Source organism: Leifsonia sp. 21MFCrub1.1 (genome assembly GCF_900107895.1).
GTDB classification, from domain to species: Bacteria; Actinomycetota; Actinomycetes; order Actinomycetales; family Microbacteriaceae; genus Leifsonia; species Leifsonia soli.
This window is the reverse complement of record NZ_LT629867.1, coordinates 3,767,134-3,784,494: the sequence shown is the minus strand read 5'-3', so window position 1 is coordinate 3,784,494 and position 17,361 is coordinate 3,767,134. Positions and strand designations below refer to the sequence as shown.

The 17,361-nt window shown below is 69.1% G+C and carries 16 protein-coding genes and 1 tRNA gene; 8 read left to right on the top strand and 9 right to left on the bottom strand.

The window, feature by feature from the left end; all coding sequences use genetic code 11:
- Positions 1–72: 72 nt before the first annotated feature.
- Together BLW09_RS17910 and BLW09_RS17905 are read left to right on the top strand one after the other, a co-directional pair.
- Positions 73–612: a peptidylprolyl isomerase gene (locus BLW09_RS17910; RefSeq protein WP_018189046.1), complete on the top strand. Its 540-nt coding sequence runs from the start codon at positions 73–75 to the stop codon at positions 610–612.
- A 23-nt stretch (positions 613–635) separates the two neighbouring features.
- Positions 636–1,493, top strand: coding sequence for a rhomboid family intramembrane serine protease (locus BLW09_RS17905; RefSeq protein ID WP_231946944.1), 858 nt, complete (start codon positions 636–638; stop codon positions 1,491–1,493).
- Between the two features lie 211 nt (positions 1,494–1,704).
- Here BLW09_RS17905 and BLW09_RS17900 read toward each other — a convergent pair whose 3' ends face one another.
- Positions 1,705–1,965, bottom strand: coding sequence for a cell division protein CrgA (locus BLW09_RS17900; RefSeq protein WP_018189048.1), 261 nt, complete (start codon positions 1,963–1,965; stop codon positions 1,705–1,707).
- Between the two features lie 108 nt (positions 1,966–2,073).
- Here BLW09_RS17900 and BLW09_RS17895 point away from each other — a divergent pair, with 108 nt between their 5' ends.
- From BLW09_RS17895 to BLW09_RS17890, 3 genes are read left to right on the top strand one after another with little or no spacing between them, the layout of a single operon-like run.
- Positions 2,074–2,835, top strand: a complete 762-nt coding sequence (locus tag BLW09_RS17895; RefSeq protein ID WP_231946942.1) for a class E sortase — start codon at positions 2,074–2,076, stop codon at positions 2,833–2,835.
- Between the two features lie 2 nt (positions 2,836–2,837).
- On the top strand, positions 2,838–2,996 hold the full coding sequence (locus tag BLW09_RS19120) for a hypothetical protein (protein ID WP_172824257.1): 159 nt from the start codon (positions 2,838–2,840) through the stop codon (positions 2,994–2,996).
- Positions 2,993–3,631 carry an anthranilate synthase component II gene (locus tag BLW09_RS17890; RefSeq protein WP_089915977.1) on the top strand — a complete coding sequence of 213 codons (639 nt, stop codon included), beginning with the start codon at positions 2,993–2,995 and terminating at the stop codon, positions 3,629–3,631. The genes BLW09_RS19120 and BLW09_RS17890 overlap by 4 nt, the downstream gene beginning before the upstream one ends.
- A gap of 25 nt (positions 3,632–3,656) precedes the next feature.
- On the opposite strand, the gene pknB is transcribed toward BLW09_RS17890, so the two are convergent.
- The 7 genes from pknB to BLW09_RS17855 form a co-directional block, all read right to left on the bottom strand.
- Positions 3,657–5,351 (bottom strand): Stk1 family PASTA domain-containing Ser/Thr kinase, encoded by a 1,695-nt coding sequence (pknB, locus tag BLW09_RS17885; RefSeq protein ID WP_172824255.1) that lies wholly within the window; start codon positions 5,349–5,351, stop codon positions 3,657–3,659.
- Between the two features lie 78 nt (positions 5,352–5,429).
- Positions 5,430–7,154: a serine/threonine-protein kinase gene (locus BLW09_RS17880; RefSeq protein ID WP_089915971.1), complete on the bottom strand. Its 1,725-nt coding sequence runs from the start codon at positions 7,152–7,154 to the stop codon at positions 5,430–5,432.
- Entirely contained in the window at positions 7,151–8,605 is a 1,455-nt protein-coding gene (locus tag BLW09_RS17875; protein ID WP_089915969.1) for a peptidoglycan D,D-transpeptidase FtsI family protein, read from the bottom strand. Before BLW09_RS17875 ends, BLW09_RS17880 begins: the two co-directional genes overlap by 4 nt.
- A gap of 1 nt (position 8,606) precedes the next feature.
- Positions 8,607–10,016, bottom strand: a complete 1,410-nt coding sequence (locus BLW09_RS17870) for an FtsW/RodA/SpoVE family cell cycle protein (protein WP_089915966.1) — start codon at positions 10,014–10,016, stop codon at positions 8,607–8,609.
- Positions 10,000–11,250, bottom strand: coding sequence for a PP2C family protein-serine/threonine phosphatase (locus tag BLW09_RS17865; RefSeq protein ID WP_089915963.1), 1,251 nt, complete (start codon positions 11,248–11,250; stop codon positions 10,000–10,002). The genes BLW09_RS17870 and BLW09_RS17865 overlap by 17 nt, the downstream gene beginning before the upstream one ends.
- A gap of 4 nt (positions 11,251–11,254) precedes the next feature.
- Positions 11,255–11,842 carry an FHA domain-containing protein FhaB/FipA gene (locus BLW09_RS17860; RefSeq protein ID WP_089915961.1) on the bottom strand — a complete coding sequence of 196 codons (588 nt, stop codon included), beginning with the start codon at positions 11,840–11,842 and terminating at the stop codon, positions 11,255–11,257.
- Positions 11,839–12,576: an FhaA domain-containing protein gene (locus BLW09_RS17855; protein ID WP_089915958.1), complete on the bottom strand. Its 738-nt coding sequence runs from the start codon at positions 12,574–12,576 to the stop codon at positions 11,839–11,841. The genes BLW09_RS17860 and BLW09_RS17855 overlap by 4 nt, the downstream gene beginning before the upstream one ends.
- A 142-nt stretch (positions 12,577–12,718) precedes the next feature.
- Here BLW09_RS17855 and BLW09_RS17850 point away from each other — a divergent pair.
- Positions 12,719–12,802 (top strand) — tRNA-Leu (locus BLW09_RS17850).
- 72 nt (positions 12,803–12,874) lie between these two features.
- Here BLW09_RS17850 and BLW09_RS17845 read toward each other — a convergent pair.
- Positions 12,875–14,143, bottom strand: a complete 1,269-nt coding sequence (locus BLW09_RS17845) for a TetR/AcrR family transcriptional regulator (RefSeq protein WP_089915955.1) — start codon at positions 14,141–14,143, stop codon at positions 12,875–12,877.
- Positions 14,144–14,264: 121 nt separating this feature from the next.
- Here BLW09_RS17845 and BLW09_RS17840 point away from each other — a divergent pair, with 121 nt between their 5' ends.
- Complete coding sequence (locus tag BLW09_RS17840) at positions 14,265–15,569, top strand: MFS transporter (protein WP_089915952.1); 1,305 nt, start codon at positions 14,265–14,267, stop codon at positions 15,567–15,569.
- Complete coding sequence (locus BLW09_RS17835) at positions 15,566–17,359, top strand: glycoside hydrolase family 3 protein (RefSeq protein WP_089915950.1); 1,794 nt, start codon at positions 15,566–15,568, stop codon at positions 17,357–17,359. The genes BLW09_RS17840 and BLW09_RS17835 overlap by 4 nt, the downstream gene beginning before the upstream one ends.
- Positions 17,360–17,361: the final 2 nt, after the last annotated feature.

The window sequence follows — 17,361 nt, the reverse complement described above, 5'->3', positions numbered from 1 at the left end:
AGGGCTGGGGATGGCCCGAGAGGTCTCGAGCCCGCCCAAGTCAGCTATACGCGCTGTGCAAGAATTGGTGCCATGTCTAAGCACACCGCTGTCGCCACGCTCCACACTAACTACGGAGACATCAAGGTCAACCTCTTCGGCAACCACGCGCCGAAGACGGTGCGGAACTTCGTCGGGCTGGCGACGGGCGAGATCGAGTGGACGCACCCCGCCACGGGAGAGAAGTCCAAGACTCCTCTCTACGACGGCGTGGTCTTCCACCGCATCATCCCGGGCTTCATGATCCAGGGCGGCGACCCGCTCGGCCAGGGCGTCGGCGGACCGGGCTACCAGTTCGACGACGAGATCAGCCCCGACCTCGACTTCACGCAGCCCTACATCCTCGCGATGGCCAACGCCGGCATCCAGGGCGGCCGCGGCACGAACGGCTCGCAGTTCTTCATCACCGTCGCGCCGACCACGTGGCTGCAGGGCAAGCACACCATCTTCGGCGAAGTCGCCGACGACGCGTCCCGCAAGATCGTCGACAAGCTGGCCGAGGTTCCCACGGACGCGCGGGACCGGCCCCTCGACGACGTCGTCATCGAGTCCATCGACATCGAGCAGGTCTGAGGAAGGACGGGCGAGCAGCACACATGACTCAGCCCGTCGACGCGCGCGCGAACTACTGTTACCGGCACCCCGACCGGCAGAGCTATGTGCTCTGCCAGCGCTGCGGCCGGACGATCTGCGGTGAATGCCAGACCCCGGCCGCGGTCGGGTTCATCTGCCCGGAGTGCATGGCGCAGCAGCGTGCCACCCATCCGCGCACCAAGCCCGCGTGGCTGACTCGTCTCACCGGTTCCGGAGCTCCGGTCGTCACGTACGCGATCATCGCGGTCTGCGTGGTCGTCTTCATCGTCCAGACTCTGGGGTCGCTGCTCGGCCTGCCGGTGAATTCCGCATTGGTGTACGCCGGGGCCTACTCGTACCCGGGCGGCACCTTCGGCGTCGGCTTCGAGCCGTGGCGGATGTTCACGAGCGTGTTCGCGCACGCCAACATCATCCACATCGCGCTGAACATGTACACGCTGTTCGTGTTCGGCATGGCCCTGGAGCCTCTGCTCGGCCGAGCGCGCTATCTCGCGTTGTTCCTGATCAGCGGATTCGCTGGATCGCTGGGCGTGCTGCTGCTGGCGTCGCCGGTGCAGCCCGTCCTCGGCGCCTCCGGCGCCATCTTCGGCCTGTTCGGGGCCTTCTTCATCATCCAGCGCCGACTGGGCGGCAGTGCGACGCAGATGCTCGTCCTGCTCGCGATCAACCTCGGCATCGGCTTCCTGCCCGGCTTCAACATCGCGTGGCAGGCCCATGTCGGTGGACTGATCGGCGGTCTCCTGGTCGGGCTGATCTATGTGGAGACCCGGCAGCCGCAGCGCCGGCGCTGGCAGCTGCCCCTGCTGGTCCTGCTCTGCGTCATCTTCGTCGCCATCAGCCTCATCCACTTCTTCGTGTAGTTCCCCACACGGCGTGGATAAGTTATCCACAGGCTTATTAACACTGTGGGGAATTACACGCCTGTAACTCTCCACAGGCTTATTAACACTGGGGAAATCCCGGCCGAACGAGCGGCAACTGTTCACAGGGACCCTGTGGAGAACTGTGGAAAACACGAAGCCCGGGGCGGCTGACGCCGTCCCGGGCCCGGAAGACACGGAGAGTCGCGGGCTACCGCCAGCGCGTGGTCATCAGGAAGCCGATGAACGCGATGCCGAAGCCGACGAGGATGTTCCACGCGCCGAGCGCGGGGATCGGGTACTGATTCTGGCTGACGTAGAAGACGATGATCCAGATCAGGCCCAGCAGCATGAAGCCGAACATGACCGGCTTGAACCAGACGGGGTTCGGGGCCTCTTCGCCGGATGCCGCGGCGCTGCGCTCTGCGCGCACGGGGCGCTCGGTTCTGGTCTTGGACTTGCTGCGTGCCATAGCACCACAGTGTAGCGGGCAAGCTCCGGAGGACGCTGATGCCCCCGAACGGGGGAGGCCTGTGGACAACCACGAGGATTCCCAGCGACAGTCCCTAGAATCGGCGACGTGACCACCCCTCGCAGGCGCGCCGCTCGGCCGCACCGCCGACCCACCGTGCTCGGTGTCATCGGCGAGCTTCTGGTCACGGCCGGCGTGCTGGTCCTGCTCTTCCTCGGCTGGCAGGTCTGGTGGAACAACCTCGTTCTGGCCGGGCAGCAGACGAACGCGGCCGCCGAGCAGAGCCAGAAGTGGATCGACGACGCCCTCAAGGCGCCGAAGCCCGCCCCCGACACGTCCACTGCCCAAGTCGATCCGCCCGTGATGGCGAAGCCCGCTCCGTACCAGCCGTTCGCGGTCATGTACGTTCCCCGGCTCGGCGCCGACTGGAAGCGCACCATCCGGCAGACCGTCGACGTCGAGCGCGTGCTGAACAGCTACACGGCGGGCGTCGGCCACTACATCGACACCCAGCTTCCCGGCCAGGTCGGCAACTTCGCCGTGGCCGGTCACGATTCGGGGTGGGGCAACACCTTCATCGACCTCTCGAAGCTGCACATCGGCGACCGCATCTACGTGCAGACCGCCGACGGCTGGTACACCTACGTCTTCCGCAACTTCGAGTACGTCCAGCCATCGGCCGTGCAGGTGCTGCTGCCCGTTCCTCGGCAGCCGCAGGCCACCCCGACCGAACGACTGATGACCATCACGACCTGCAACCCCCCGTTCCACGCGGGGGAGCGGCTCATCGCGTACAACGTCTTCCAGTCGTACGCGCCGCCGCAGGACGTTCCGAGCGAGATCGCTGCCGCGGTCGGGCAGGGAGGCTGATCGTGTACGGAGCTCTGTGGCGCGTGCTGCCCGGTCCGGTGTGGCTGCGCATCCTCCTCCTGCTCGTCCTCGTGGCGGTGGTGCTGTTCGCCCTGGTGACCTGGGTGTTCCCCTGGGTGGATTCGCTCCTCGGGCCGCAGGAAGGTACCGTGGGCCCGTGACCCGCGTACTCGTCATCGACAACTACGACAGCTTCGTCTACACGCTGAACGGCTACCTGCGCGAGCTCGGGGCCGAGACCGACGTGGTGCGCAATGACGACATCGCCGTGGCCGACCTCCCGGCGAAGCTCGCCGAGTACGACGCGGTGCTCGTCTCACCCGGCCCGGGCAAGCCCGCCGACGCCGGCGTCTCGATCCCGGTCGTGCAGCAGGCGCTCCTCACCGGTCAGCCGCTGCTCGGCGTGTGCCTCGGGCACCAGGCCATCGCCGAGGCGTTCGGCGGCGTCGTCACCAATGCCGAAGAACTGATGCACGGCAAGACCTCGCAGGTCAGCCACGACGACAGCGACCTGTTCGACGGCGTCGCCCAGCCGTTCACGGCCACCCGGTACCACTCACTCGCCGTCGTGGACGGGACGCTTCCCGACGACCTGCAGGTGACCGCGCGCACGGCGGGCGGTGTGATCATGGCGCTGCAGCATGTCGAGGCGCCGATCTACGGCGTCCAGTTCCACCCGGAGTCCGTGCTGACCGAGGGCGGTTACCGGATGCTCGGCAACTGGCTCGAGGTCGCCGGCCTCGCCGGTGCAGCGGAGGCGTCCCGCGCACTCAACCCGCTGGTGAAGCTGGGCTGATCCCCGGCCGGTCGACCGGGTCGGCTCAGCCCGAGCAGTAGGTCAGATCGACCGTCGACCCCTGCGGCACGTCGCCCGGTGAGACGGACTGCGTGTGGACCATGGTCGCGCCCTTGTCCTGGGGGCACGTCGGGTCGGGCTTCGGATTCCCGGTCAAGCCGAGCTGGGACAGGATCCCCGTCGCCGCCTGGATGGTCTGGCCGGTCAAGTCGGTCAGGGTCACCTTGCCACTCGACACATGCAGGCCGATCGGATCGCCCTCGTGCGCCGAGGCGTTCGCGGCCGGATCGGTCGTGATCACCACGTTCGCCGGCACGTCGGGGGAGTTCTCCGACGTCTTCGGACCGACCGTCAGGCCGGCCTGTTGCAGGGCCTGGGTGGCGGCATCCACCGTCATGTTGTGGACATCCGGCACCGAGACCGTCTTCTTGCCGGTCGAGACGTAGAGCGTGATGGTGTCGCCGGTCGCGACGACGATGCCCGCGCCCGGATCGGTGCGGATCACCTGGCCCTCGGCGTAGGTGGGGCTCGACTCCGTGGTCTGCACCCACTTCAGCTTCATCTCGTCGAGCTGCGAGGTGGCCTTCTCGAGGGTCTGCCCGGAGAGGTTCGGCACCTTGCGGGACGAGTCGGGCATGGTCGTGCTCGGGGCGAGCCTGAGCACCCAGGCGAGCACGGCGACGATGACCACCGCCATGATCGCGATTCCGGCCCAGATCCAGATCACGGGTGGACGACGCTGGGTGCGCGTCATCGTCTGGTCCTCGGCCAGCTGCCGGAAGGCGGCCTCCGGACCGGAGACAGAGCTCGGCGGTGCCCCGAACAGGGTTTCGGCGAGCTCGTCCTCGTGCTTGCGCTTCGGGATGCGGCCGGCGGCGGCCTCCTCGAGGTCGGCGCGGAACTCGGCGACCGTCTGGTAGCGCTCGAAGCGGTCCTTCGTCATCGCCCGGGCGACGACCACATCCATCGCCGGGGAGACCTTCGGGTTGATGGTGCTCGGCGGGACCGCGGTCTCGCTGACGTGCTGGTAGGCGATCGCCACCGGGGTGTCGCCGCGGAACGGCGGCCGGCCGGTGAGCATCTCGAAGAGCACGACGCCCGTCGAGTAGAGGTCCGTGCGCGCGTCGACCGACTCGCCCTTGGCCTGCTCGGGTGAGAAGTAGCTGGCGGTGCCGAGAACGGCGGTGGTCTGGGCCACGGTCGCCGAGGAGTCGCTGATGGCGCGGGCGATGCCGAAGTCCATCACCTTGACCTGGCCGGCCTTCGTGATCATCACGTTGCCCGGCTTGATGTCGCGGTGGACCACACCGGCACGGTGCGAGTACTCGAGCGCGGTGAGGATGCCCTCGGTGACGCGCACGGCCTCCGCGCGTTCCAGCGGGCCCTTCTTGATGAGGTCTTTGAGGAGGACGCCGTCGACGTACTCCATCACGATGAAGGGAAGCTGCGCCTCGTGGCCGTCCGGCTCGCGCACCGTCTCTTCGCCGGCGTCGAAGACGCGGACGATGGTCGGGTGCGTCATGCGCGCGGCGGCCTGGGCCTCCTGCCGGAACCGCGTGCGGAACGCCGGGTCGGTGGCGAGGGACGGCTTGAGCAGCTTGATGGCCACTGTGCGGCCCAGCCGGGTGTCGGTTCCGCGATGGACGTCCGACATGCCGCCCCGGCCGATGAGTTCGCCCACCTGATATCGGCCTGCGAGCAGGCGGCTATCTGGGCTCAATGCGAACTCCTTCTCGGTGACGACTCCGGCTAGTGTAGCGGGGCGATTCTGGGGAACTCCCCGAGCGTTTCGAAGCGACTATTTGTTGCCGGTTCCTCCGGTGCCCCCGCCTCCGCCGGTGCCGGATGTCGGCGGCGCGGAGACGACCTCGTACGAGGTGGCCGGCGACTGGCTCGACTCCACAGACTCTCCGCAGAAGATCGTGTACGTGAGCTGGTAGGTGGCTGCCGCGCTCGGCGACCAGACCATCTTGGTGTCGTTGACCGGCGTCTGCGGCTGCCCGTTGATGTAGAGGCGGCGGCCGACGAGGTTCTGCCCGGCCGGGCAGGTGGCGGAGCCGAAGTTCACCGTGATCTGCGAGTTCGGGGTGCCCTGACCGGACGGCGGGGTGGCCGAGACGGTGTCCGTCGGCGTCGGGATGGGGGCGACCGGGCCGTACACCTTCACCGAGACCGTCGAGCCCTTCGGCACAGGGCCGGTCGGGTTGACCGAGTAGACCTTGTTGGCCTGGTCGTTGGTGGTCGCCGCGTTGCCCTGCGAGACGTCGGCGACCATGCCGAGCCCCTGCAGCTTGTCGCGGGCCTGGTCGGCGGTGAGACCCAGGAAGTCGCTCTCGGTGATCTGGACCGTGTTGCTGGTCGGTGTCGGAGTGGGCTTCGGGGTCGTCGGCTGGGTCTGCGTCGGGGTGTTCGACGGCGTGTTCGACGGAGCCGGCTTCGGGGCGACCACCAGTGTGATGATCGTGCCGATCAGCACGAGGGCGAGCAGTGCGATGAGGGCGATCAGCGGCCACGTCCACCGGCTGCGCTTGCGCTCCTCCACGGGGGCGGCGGCCTCCTCGTCCACGACCGGCGCGACGGCCGTCGCGGGGAGGACGGTGGTGGCCGCGGTCGGAGCGGCCGGCGGCTGCATGAGGACGGTCGAGGCGTCGGCCAGGGCGGCGCCGCCGAGGATGGCGGGCACCGACTGCGCCGCAGCGCGCACGTCCCCACGGCGGAGCGCCTGCGCGGCGCGGGCCAGGTGGGCGGCGGAGGCGGGGCGGTCGGCCGGGTTCTTGGCGATGCACGCGAAGACGAGGTTGCGCACCGGCTCTGCGACGGTCGCCGGAAGCTCCGGCGGCGCCTCGTTGATCTGCGCCATGGCGATGGCGACCTGCGACTCGCCCGTGAACGGCCGGCGGCCGGCCAGGCACTCGTAGGCGACGATGCCGAGGGAGTAGATGTCGGTCGTCGGGGAGGCCGGGTGACCGGACGCCTGCTCCGGCGAGAGGTACTGCACCGTGCCCATGACCTGGCCGGTGGCGGTGAGCGGCACCTGGTCGGCGATGCGCGCGATGCCGAAGTCGGTGATCTTGACGCGGCCGTCGGGCGTGATGAGGAGGTTGCCCGGCTTGATGTCGCGGTGGACGAGACCGGCGGCGTGAGCTGCGTGCAGAGCTGCCGCGGTCTGCGCGACGATGTCGAGCGTCCGGTCGGTGCTGAGGACGTGCTCCCGCTCCAGGATGCTCGAGAGCGCCTCACCGGGGACGAGCTCCATCACGAGGAAGGCGCTGCCCTCCTCCTCGCCGTAGTCGTAGACGTTGGCGATGCCCTCGTGGTTCACGAGGGCGGCGTGGCGGGCCTCTGCGCGGAAGCGCTCGAGGAAGCCCGGGTCGCCGAGGTACTCGTCCTTCAGGATCTTGATGGCGACGGTCCGGCCGATGACGAGGTCGGTGGCCTGCCACACCTCGCCCATCCCGCCGATCGCGATCCGCGACTGCAGCTCGTAACGTCCCCCGAAGGTGAGCCCTGCTGTGGGTCTCATTTATTCAGCACCGCCTCTAGTACTTTCCTCGCGATCGGAGCGGCGATGGAGTTACCCGTGCCGCTCTGACCCTGTCCACCGCCATTTTCGACAACTACAGCCACAGCGAACTCCGGGTCGTTCGCCGGCGCGAAACCGGTGAACCAGAGCGAGTAGGGATCGTTGTCCCCGTTCTGCGCCGTACCCGTCTTACCGCCGACCTGAACCCCACCTATTCTTGCATTGCTCGCCACGCCGTGATCGACGCCGTCGACCATCATCTGCTTGATGGTGTCGGCGTTCTGCTGGCTCAGCGGCCGCGAGAACTCCTTGGGCTGGAAGCTCTCCAGCGTCTGCAGATCCGGCGACCGGATGGAGTCGACGAGGTTCGGGGTCATGAGCGTGCCGCCGTTGGCGATCGCCGCGGAGACCATCGCCATCTGCAGCGGCGTCGCCCGGTCGTCCTTCTGCCCGAAGGAGCCCAGGGCGCGCTCGGCCGCGTCGGGGTAGAGCGGGTACACGCTCTTCTCGACCGGGATGGGGATGTCGAACGACCGGTTGAACCCGAACTTGTCCGCCTGCTCCTTGATGACCTCCGGCTTCAGCTGCATCCCGAGCTCGGCGAACGGGATGTTGCACGACAGGATCTGGGCCGTTGCGATCGACACCGTCTCACCGGGGCCGCAGGTCGTCAGCGAATCGTTCTTCACGACCGTGGGCGAGTCGGGGAGCTGGAGGGAGGCCGGGTTGGGGAGCTGGCTGTCCTTCGTGTACTGACCGGTGCCGAAGGCGGAGGCGCTCATGACCGGCTTGAACGTCGACCCGGGCGGATTGAGGTCACCGCCGATGGTCCGGTTGATGAGCGGGTCGCCGGGAGCGGCGAGAAGCTGGTCGTAGGTCGACTGGACCGCGTCGCCGTCGTGCGACGCGAGGGCGTTCGGATCGTAGGTGGGCTTGGAGACCATCGCCAGGATCTTGCCGGTCTTGGGCTGCAGCAGCACGACGGCGCCCTGGTAGTCGCCGAGCGCATCCCACGCCGCCTGCTGCGCGACGGGGTCGATCGTCGTCTCGACGGTCGCGCCCTGCGGGTTCTTCCCGGTCAGGATGGCGTTCACGCGCTCGAAGAACTGGGCGTTCGACGAGCCGCTCAACTTGGAGTCGAGGGCGCCCTCCAGGCCGGTCGGCTCGCCGTTGATCGGGAAGAAGCCGGTGACGGCGGAGTACAGCGGACCGTTGCTGTAGACGCGCTGCCACTTGTAGACGTCGTTCGACGGCACGGACTGCGCGATCGGCTGCCCGGCGACGAGGATGGCGCCGCGCTGCGCAGAGTAGCTGTCGTTCCTGGCGCGGGTGTTGCGCGCGTCGGCGCCCAGAGCATCCGTCTGGATCGCCTGGATGATCGAGGTCGACACCAGCAGCGCCAGGAACATCGCCAGCACGATCGTGCTGACGCGCTTGATCTCGCGATTCATCTCAGCTCACCACCAGCCGGGGTTGATTGCGGACGGTGTCGGACAGCCGCAGCAGCAGCGCCACGATGATCCAGTTGGCGACGAGGGACGAGCCGCCGGCCGCGAGGAAGGGGGTCGTGAGTCCCGTCAGCGGGATGACACGGGTCACGCCGCCGATGACGATGAAGCATTGCAGCGCCACCGTGAACGACAGGCCGACGGCGAGCAGCTTGCCGAAGTCGTCCGCGCCGGCGAAGCCGATGCGGAGGCCGCGCGCCACGAAGACCAGGTAGAGCGCGAAGATCGCGAACAGACCGGCCAGACCGAGCTCCTCGCCCAGGCTGGCGATGATGTAGTCGCTCTGCGAGATGGGGGTGATCCACGGCTGGCCCTGCCCGAGACCGGTGCCGATGAGGCCGCCGTGCGCCAGGCCGAACAGACCCTGCACCAGCTGGTAGCTCCCGCCGAGCTCGGCGTCGTACCGGCCGGACGAGAACGGCGTGAGCCAGTTCGCGAACCGGTCGTGCACGTACGGCAGCACCTGGCTGGCGATGACGGCGCCGCCGACGACCAGCAGGAGGCCGAGGATGACCCAGCTGATGCGGGCCGTCGCCACGTACAGCATGACGAGGAACAGGCCGAAGATCAGGAGGCCGGTCCCGAGGTCGCGCTGGAAGACGATGACGGCCATCGACATGAGCCAGACGATGAGGATCGGGCCGAGGTCCCTGGCGCGCGGGAACCGCATCCCGAGGAACTTCTTGCCCACCATGGAGAGCGAGTCGCGGGCCTGGACCAGGTACCCGGCGAAGAAGATCGCGAGGCAGATCTTGGCGATCTCACCGGGCTGGAAGCTGAACGGGCCGATGCCGATCCACACCCGGGCGCCGTTGATCTCGCGCCCGATGCCCGGAAGCATCGGCAGCAGCAGGAGCACCAGCGCGGCGAATCCGAAGAGGTAGGTGTAGCGCTGCAGGATGCGGTGGTTGCGGAGGAGGATCACCACGAGGATCGCGCAGATGATCGCGATGGCGCTCCAGGCGATCTGCTTGACGCCCGCGCTGTCCCATCCGGCGTCCTTGTAGTGGATGTCGATGCGGTAGATCTCCGCGATGCCGATGCCCGTGAGGAGGGTCGCGATGGGGAGGAGGAACGGGTCGGCCTGCGGAGCGACGAACCGGAGCGCGATGTGCATGCCGAGCACGAGCGCGGAGAGCCCGGCGCCGAGGTAGACCAGCGTGAGGTCGACGTGCCCGAGCGCACCCAGCTGCACCAGCACGACGGCGGCAGCGTTGATGGCGCAGGCGATGAGGAGGAGGACCAGCTCGCGGTTGCGGAGCTTCGCGGGCAGGCGCAGCCGCTTCACCGGCCCGGTGGCGTTCCGGGTCGGGGCCGCCTGCTCGCGCGCGGCCGTATTACTCTCGGCCGGCATCGCTCAGCTGCTCCACGATCGTCTTGGCCGCCGGAAGGTCGTCGGCGTTGATGGTCTGCTCGACCTGCTGCTTGTCGTACGCGGGGAGGTCGTCCACCTTCACGTCGGACTCCTCGTACAGGTGCGACAGGCTGATCGGCCCGATGCCCTGCTGGACGCCCTGGTAGATCGCCACATGGCGGCTCGGCGACATTCCCACGTAGTAGCGGGACTGCGTCCACTCGTAGCCGAAGACGATGGCGAGGACGATGGCGACGACCAGCAGGATGAGGCCGATCATCCAGGTCAGTCTGCGGCGGCGGACGCGGCGAGCATCCTCCTCGATGAGCTCGTCGAGGTAGTCCTCGGACTGCGGCTCGAAGTGGGTGGGGCCGGTGGCGGGCCGGATGGGGTGCAGCCGCAGTCCGGGCAGGCGCGCCGCGCGGGTGGTCGGCTTCGGCTCGGAGCCGAACTGCAGCGGCGCCGCGGCGGATCCGACCGTGACCGGCTCCTTGAGCACCTCGCCGGGGGTGGTGTCGGCGATGTCGACGATGACCACCGTCACGTTGTCGGGGGCCCCGGCGTCCAGGCTGTGCTTGAGGAGGCGGTCGGCCACCTGCTTCGGGCCGTCTTTGGAGGCGAGGGCCGCCAGCATGTCGTCGTGCTTCACCACCCCGCTGAGGCCGTCGGAGCAGATCAGCCAGCGGTCGCCGGGGCGCGTGTCGAGCGTCCAGGTGTCGATCTCGGGCGACGCGTCCACGTCGCCGAGCACGCGCATCAGCACCGAGCGGCGAGGGTGGACCATCGCCTCCTCCTCGGTGATGCGGCCGCTGTCGACCAGGCGCTGCACGAACGTGTGGTCAGTGGTGACCTGCTTCAGCTCGCCGTCGCGGAACAGATAGATGCGGGAGTCGCCGATGTGCGCGAACGCGATCTGGTCGCCGACGCGGACCATCGCGCTCACGGTGGTGCCCATCCCGGTCAGCTCGGGATGCTCGAACACGGTCTCGGCGAGGAGCGAGTTGGCGGCGATCAGCGCCGACTGCAGGGCGAACTCGGCCTCGGCCGGCGAGGCGTACTCGCGGTCGGCCTCGCGGATGCGGGTGACCGCGATGGCCGAGGCGACGTCGCCTCCGGCGTGACCGCCCATGCCGTCGGCGACGACGAACAGGTCCCGGCCGGCATAGCCCGAGTCCTGGTTGTTCGAGCGGATCTTCCCGACGTGGGAGAGGGCCGCCGCCTTGTTCGCCGCCACCCGTCTACCGCCGCAGCTCGAACGTGGTCGTGCCGATCTTGATCGGCGTGTCGAGCGGGACCTGGGTCGGGACGGTCACCCGGCGGCCGTCGAGGAACGTGCCGTTGGTGGAGTCGAGATCCTGGATCATCCACTCGTCGTTCCAGAGGAGCAGGCGGGCGTGGTGGGTGGAGGTGTAATCGTCGCGGATGACGAGGTTCGACTCGCCGGAGCGGCCGATGGTGATGGGATCGCGGCCGAGCGCGAGCTCGGTGCCGGCGCGGGGTCCGGACGTGATGACGAGCCGGCGCGCGCTCTGCACGCTCGCGTTGGTGTGCCCGCCCGCGCGGTTGGCGCCGGACGGCAGCGACGAGACGGGCGCGGACTTCATCACGGGCTCGGTGACGCCGGCGGGCGCAGCGGCCGGCGCGCTCGCCGCGGCTGCCGCGGGGAACGGGGATGCGGCCGCCGGCTGCGGCGACTCCGGGAGCTTGCGGACCCGCTGGCCGAACATGTCGCTGCGCAGGGCGTAGACGATGCCGAAGACGAACAGCCAGAGAACCAGCAGGAAGCCGAACCGCAGCACCAGCAGGGTCAGCTCGCTGGGGTTCACGAGGGGCTCCAGAAGTTGCCAACATCGTGCCGCCGGGTGGTGTCGTCCGCACGGCCGCGGGCTGCGGGCGCCGCCTGGGGGAGCACGCGGAACACGATGCGGGTGCGGCCGAGGGTCACGACGGACTCCGGCTCCAGGATCGCCTTGCGAAGCGGCTCGCCGTTCAGCTTGGTGCCGTTGGTCGATCCGAGGTCCTCGACCTGCGCGCGGTGGCCGTCCCAGGTGATCATCACGTGACGGCGGGAGATTCCGGTGTCGTCGACGGTGATGTCGGCGTCCGCGCCGCGACCGACCACGGTGCGGGAGTGTGTGAGCGGGTAGTGCGTTCCGTTGATGTCGAGCACCGGGGTCCAGGCGACATCGCCCTTCACGTTCTCGGACTCGACCTGGAGCATCCCGACGGAGAGCTCCGGATCCTCGGCGAGGTCGATCGAGATGCCGCCGGCGAACGCGTAGTGCTGGCTCGCGGCGTGCTTCTGCACGAAGTCGATGAGCTCGTCGGTGAGGGCGGCGCCCATCGACCGCATCCGCGCGTAGTCGGCCGTCGACATCCGCAGCACGAAGCTGTTCGGGGCCAGCACGCGGTCGCGCGCGACGACGGCGGCCTTCGTGTCGAGTTCCTTGCGGAGCGCGCTGGTGAGCTCGACCGGCTGCAGCCCGGAGCGGAAGGTCTTCGCGAACGCGCCGTTGACGGCGCGCTCGAGCCCCCGCTCGAAGTTGTCCAGAATGCCCACAGTCTCCCGCTTCCGGCTCGATGACTACATGCATGTTAGTCGGAACCCTGGAAAAGGGACTGGCTATCCGGTGAAGATACGCCCTGCGGAGCACGCGCGGATTCGTGAAGGATCGCGGCATCGTGTTAGAGTTCCTGGGTTCGCGCGAGTGGCGGAATTGGCAGACGCGCTGGCTTCAGGTGCCAGTGCCCGCAAGGGCGTGGGGGTTCAAGTCCCCCCTCGCGCACGGACGAGAAAGGGCCGGATCGAGACATCGATCCGGCCCTTTCCGCATCGCTGGAGGACTGCCGGGAACCGGTCAGGCTCGCCCGCCGGGAAGGATGTCCGCGAGGTGGGCGCGCAGCTGCGCGGCGACGTCGACGCTCGCGTGGTCGTAGAGCCACTGGTACTGCAGGCCGTCCCACAGGGCCAGCAGCCACAGTGCTTCGTGCTCCGGGTCGCGGTGCGCGGGGAGGGCGCCGTCCTTCGCGGCGGCGCGGAGCAGGGTGGCGAAGCCGTCGAGGGCGACGGTGAAGCGGTGCTCGAAATAGGCGTGGGCGTCGTGGCTGCGCGGTGTCGCCTCGGACGAGATGACCGCGTAGAGCTCGATCAGTCCCGGCTGCTCGGCCTCGTTGGCGGCGGCGCCGTCGGCGAAGCTGCGGAGCACGTCGGCCGCCGAGGCGTCGGGGTCCGTCGTGCCGCGGTCGTCGATACGGCGGTCCCGCTCGCGCATGACCTCGTGCAGCAGGGCGTCCTTCGACGGGAAGTGGTGGTACAGCGCCGACTTCGAGACGCCGACGCGTGTGGCGATGTCGAGGAGGCTGGTGTCGCCGTAGCCCTCGCGCGCGAACAGGGCCGTCGCCCCGTCGACGATCTTCGCGCGGCGCTCGCGCCCGGTCCGGTAGCCGGCGTCCGGGCCGGAGGGTTCCTCCGCGATCGGGGGCAGCTTCGGTGCGGGCGGCGACGGTTCCGTCGCCGAGGGCGTGCCGGGCGGGACCCAGCCGCGTGGATGCGCGATCAGCTCCTGATGGCGCTCCAGGGTGGCGGCGATGTCGACGCGGTCGGGAAGGTACTGCCGCAGCATCCGCAGACCGTCCCAGGCGGCGGTCAGTCGCAGCGCCTCGTCGTCGGCGGAGCGGTCGGCGGCGACGAGCCCGCGCCGGGCTCCCGCGGCGATGGCGTCCGCTCGGCCGGACCGGAGCTCGGCGGCGCGCTCGCGCATCCATGCATGGAGGGGATGGGAGGCGGCGGACGCCTCGCCCGTCAGCGCCGCGAAGAGCGGCACGAAGCCCGGGACCGCATCCTGCCGCCGGGCGGCCGCGGCAAAGGGCAGCGCGTCGAGGGGCGTGCTCGTCGCGGCGGACGCGACGTCGAGCCGTCGCGCGACCTGGCCGAGCAGCTCCTCTTTTCCGGCGAAGTGCTTCAGCAGCGCGGGATGGGTGATGCCGGCCTCGGCGGCGATGTCGCGCAGTGAGACGAACCGGTAGCCGTTGCGGCAGAACAGCTCGGTGGCGGCGTCGAGGATCGCCTGACGGGTCGCCGCGGCGCGGGCGAACCGGGACCCATCGATCACCGACGTCACGTGCACCTCCCCGACCTCATCATCGTAGTCAGGTTACCGTAGCGTCGGATTTCAGTTACCACATGGTCGCTTTTGTGTGTATGCTGGCCGCCATCGTCAAAGCCGACGGTACGAAAGGACTCGAGAAATGACAGAGCTGTCTCCCGCCGCGACAGCGGCGGCAACCGGGACCACCGGTATCAAGACGCCCGGCTCCACCCCGGCGCGCACACCCCGCGGCTACACGCCGGCGCTCTCGGCCGTGAACTTCGGCGTCCTCCTGGCGCTCCTCACCCCCGTGCTCGTGTCGATGGCCTTCAAGGTGCAGCACCTCAGCGCATCCACCGAGGAGGCGACGGCCCAGCTCGGACTCATCCTCGGCGTCGGCGCCCTGTTCGCCCTGGTGGCGAACCCCCTCGCCGGCCGGCTCTCCGACCGCACCACCTCCCGGTACGGGATGCGCCGGCCGTGGATCCTCGGCGGCAGCATCGTCGGTGTCGGCGCCTTCCTGCTGATCGGCGCAGCGAGCTCCATCTGGGTCGTGCTCATCGGGTGGTGCCTCGTGCAGGCGTCGCTCAACGCCGTCCTGGCGGCCGCCAACGCGACCCTTCCCGACCAGGTGCCGTCCGCCAGCCGCGGCAAGGTCTCCGGTCTGGTCGGTGTCACCACCCCTCTCGCGATCCTCGGCGGCAGCTTCCTGATCAACTTCATCGGCGACGACCTCCTGCGCTTCCTCATCCCCGGCCTCATCGCGCTCGTGCTCGCCGTGATCTTCGTGGCGGTTCTGAAGGACCGCCGCCTCGCCGAGAAGCCGAAGCAGCGGTTCACCGTCGGGCAGTTCTTCGGGTCGTTCGTCTTCAACCCGGTCAAGCACCGCGAGTTCGGCTGGACGTGGCTGACCAAGTTCTTCGTCATGTTCGGCTACGCGGGCATCGCGACGTTCCTGCCGTTCTACCTGACCGAGAAGTTCCACCTCGACGAGCAGGGCGCCATCTCGACCATCCTGCTGGCGAACCTCGCATCCACCGTCGGCATGGTGATCTCCAGCCCCATCGGCGGCTACCTCTCCGACCGGCTCGGCAAGCGCCGCCCGTTCGTCGCGGCGGCGGGCGTCATCATGGTGGTCGGACTGGTCATCCTCGCCTTCGCACCGACCGTCGCCATCGTCATCCTGGCCCAGGCCGTGATCGGCCTGGGGGCCGGCTCGTTCTTCTCCGTCGACCTGGCGCTCGCCACCCAGGTGCTCCCGAGCCCGGACGACACGGCGAAGGACCTCGGGGTGCTGAACATCGCCAACGCCCTCCCGCAGTCGATCGCCCCCGCGATCGCGCCAGGGATCATCGCCCTCGGCTCCGCCACCGCGATCGGCGGCTACTCGGTGTGGTACCTCTTCGGCGCCGTCGTCGCCCTGCTCGGCGCCGTGCTCGTCTACCGGATCAAGGGAGTGAAATGACCGACACCGTCACCGAAACCAGCCCCGCCGAGGCACCCGCGGGCCGGCCCTGGCTGGATGCGCAGCGTCCCGTCGCCGAGCGCGTGGAGCTGCTGCTCGCCGAGATGACCCTGGAAGAGAAGGCCGGGCTCTTCTTCCACACCATGATCGGGATGGGTCCGCTCGACGAGCCGAACCCGACGTTCTCCCTGCCCTCCGCGGTGGAGTACGTCGAGCGCAGGCACATGTCGCACTTCAACCTGCTGGGCGTCGCGCCGACGGGCCGGGAGATCGCGGAGTGGCACAACGCGCTGCAGCGTCTGGCCGCATCCACCCGGCTCGGCATCCCGGTGACCCTGTCGACGGACCCGCGGCACTCGTTCACGGACAACCCCGGGACGGCCATGCTCTCCGGACCATTCTCGCAGTGGCCAGAGCCGCTGGGGCTCGCGGCGATCCGCGACGAGGACACGGTCGAGCGGTTCGCGGACATCGCGCGACAGGAGTACCTGGCCGTCGGCCTCCGGGTGGCCCTGCACCCGCAGGTGGACCTCGCGACGGAACCGCGCTGGTCCCGCCAGGCCGCGACGTTCGGTGAGGACGCCGAGCTCACCGCGCGCCTGGGCTCCGCGTACGTCCGCGGCTTCCAGGGCAGCTCGTTCGGTGCGGGATCCGTGTCGACGATGACCAAGCACTTCCCCGGAGGCGGCCCGCAGAAGGACGGGGAGGACCCGCACTTCGCCCACGGGCGCGAGCAGGTGTACCCGGGCGACGCCTTCGAGCTGCACCTCCGGCCGTTCAAGGCGCTGATCGAGGCCGGCACCCGCCAGATCATGCCGTACTACGGGATGCCGGTCGGCACGGCCTACGAGGAGGTCGGATTCGGTTTCAACCGATCCGTCATCACCGGCCTGCTCCGCGAGCGCCTCGGATTCGACGGACTCGTGTGCACCGACTGGGGGCTGATCACCGATGCCGAGATCTTCGGCCAGCCCTTCCCCGCGCGGGCCTGGGGAGTCGAGCACCTGACCCCGCGTGAGCGGATGAAGAAGATCCTCGACGCCGGCGCCGACCAGTTCGGCGGAGAGGCCTGCCCCGAGCTCCTGATCGAGCTGGTCGAGTCCGGCGATGTCCCGGAGTCGCGGATCGACGAGTCGGCGCGGCGCATCCTGCGCGAGAAGTTCGACCTGGGGCTGTTCGAGTCGAGCCTCGTCGACCCGGAGGCCGCCGACGCGATCGTCGGACGGGACGTCTTCCGTGCCGAGGGCGAGAGGGCGCAGCGTGCCTCCATCACCCTGCTGGTCAACGGTCGCGATGGCGAGCCGCTGCTTCCGCTGCGCGGCCGTCCGCGTCTCTACGTGGAGGGCATCGATCCGGAACGCGTCGCGGCCTATGGCGACGTGGTCGCGACCCCCGACCAGGCGGATGCGATCGTCGTGCGCCTGCAGGCGCCGTTCGAGGAGCGACCGACGGTGTTCGAGAGCCTCTTCCACTCGGGCTCGCTGGAGTTCCCCGCCGAGGTCGTCGATCACGTGCGGGAGCTTGCCGGGCACGCGCCCACCATCGTGGACGTCTACGCCGACCGGCCCGCGATCCTCGAGCCGCTCGTCGGGTCGGCCACCGCGCTGACGGTCAACTGGGGCGCGAGCGCCGAGGCGCTGCTCGACGTGCTTACCGGACGGTTCTCCCCGCAGGGGTCGCTGCCGTTCGACCTCCCGCGGTCGATGCGCGCCGTGGAGGAGTCGCGCCCCGACGTGCCGTTCGACACGGCCGATCCGCTGTTCCGGTTCGGCGACGGGCTGCGCTACTGACG